Origin of the sequence: Streptomyces sp. NPDC048496, from assembly GCF_043200055.1 — a bacterium.
Classification (GTDB): Bacteria; Actinomycetota; Actinomycetes; order Streptomycetales; family Streptomycetaceae; genus Streptomyces.
In genome coordinates, this window is the sequence record NZ_JBICXB010000146.1 from 1 (window position 1) to 1233 (window position 1233).

Consider the following 1233-nt stretch of genomic DNA (forward strand, 5'->3'; position numbering starts at 1 on the left):
CCCAGCCCCGCCCCTGACCACCGCCCCGCCCCGCTGACCAGCCCCCTCACCCAACCCCAAGCGCGAAACGGTCATAACCTCGCGTACTGCACTCTAAGTGGTTGGCTCCGGAAGTCCTTCGGGGGTTGACTGCAGAGTCGGCGTGGTACCTGGTGTCCCGACTTACCGGATCGCCACCGCGTCTTTCCGAAGGTCGAGTGGCTTCGAGGTTGATGTCGTGGACTTCTCCGCGGGCGTCGCGTCAGACTCATCGGCATGGTGCACCTGCGCGTTCTCACGAAAAGCGACTGGCCGTTGTGGCGGGAAGTTCGCCTTGCTGCGCTGGGCGAGGCACCGCAGGCGTTCAAGGCTCGGCTTGCGGACTGGCACAGCGGCGGGGAGGAGCAGTGGCGTGCGCGCCTGGAAATGCCCGACGCCCACAACATCGTTGCGTTGCTGGGTGGTCGAACGGTCGCGGTGGCCAGCGGCCTTCCTGGGGACAGCGGCGCATGCGAGCTGAGGTCGGTGTGGGTCAGTCCCCAGGCGCGGGGTCTCGGCGTCGGAGACCGGTTGATAGCGGCGATCGAAAGGTGGGCCCTGCAGTCCGGTGCAACGAAGCTGAAACTTGCAGTGATCCCCGGCAACGAGCCGGCCATCGCGCTGTATCAGCGCAACGGCTTCGTCGTCGCGGAAGAGCTCGGAGACCTGTTGGCCGATGGTGTGACCAGGGAACGGGTGATGGTGAAGGCGCTTCACTGACGAGACGACACACAAGCTCGGCGGATCATTCCGCCTGCTTGCGTGGCCGTAGGAAACCTGGCGTCTTCAGATGTTTGGGGCGGTGAGGTAGAGGCCGCAGGCGCAGTCCAGGGCTTCTTCGGGGGTGCCGGCGAAGCTGCCGGTGGGCAGGATGGTGTCTTCGTACTTGTCGGTGCTGGCGAGGTAGAGGGCGAAGCCCCAGGTGCTGGCGGATCCGCCGTAGCGCAGGCGCATGAGCTTGATGCGCTCGCCGTCGGGCAGTTCGCCGTCGATGTAGGCGAACTGACCGCGGTAGCGGACGTCCAGGCCGGCAAGCTGCGGCCAGGCGGTACGGGCTCGCGCGGTCAGCTTCTGGGCGAGGGAGGTCTTGGTCGACTCCGGCACGGTGGGCATGGAGTCAGAGTAATCGTCAAGACCTGTGGACCGGTTAGTTAGAAGAAGCCGATCGTGTCCTTGAGAAGACGAAGGGCTTTTGCGCGGTATGTGGCGCTGTCG

Annotated in this window: 2 protein-coding genes; one reads left to right on the top strand and one right to left on the bottom strand. The window is 65.5% G+C overall.

Features of this window, described 5'->3' with window-relative positions; translation table 11 throughout:
• Positions 1-255: 255 nt before the first annotated feature.
• On the top strand, positions 256-738 hold the full coding sequence (locus ACGFSA_RS35225; RefSeq protein ID WP_393310273.1) for a GNAT family N-acetyltransferase: 483 nt from the start codon (positions 256-258) through the stop codon (positions 736-738).
• 66 nt (positions 739-804) lie between these two features.
• Here ACGFSA_RS35225 and ACGFSA_RS35230 read toward each other — a convergent pair whose 3' ends face one another.
• A complete protein-coding gene (locus ACGFSA_RS35230; RefSeq protein ID WP_393310275.1) occupies positions 805-1131 on the bottom strand; it encodes a hypothetical protein in 327 nt (108 codons plus the stop codon).
• Positions 1132-1233 lie beyond the last annotated feature (102 nt).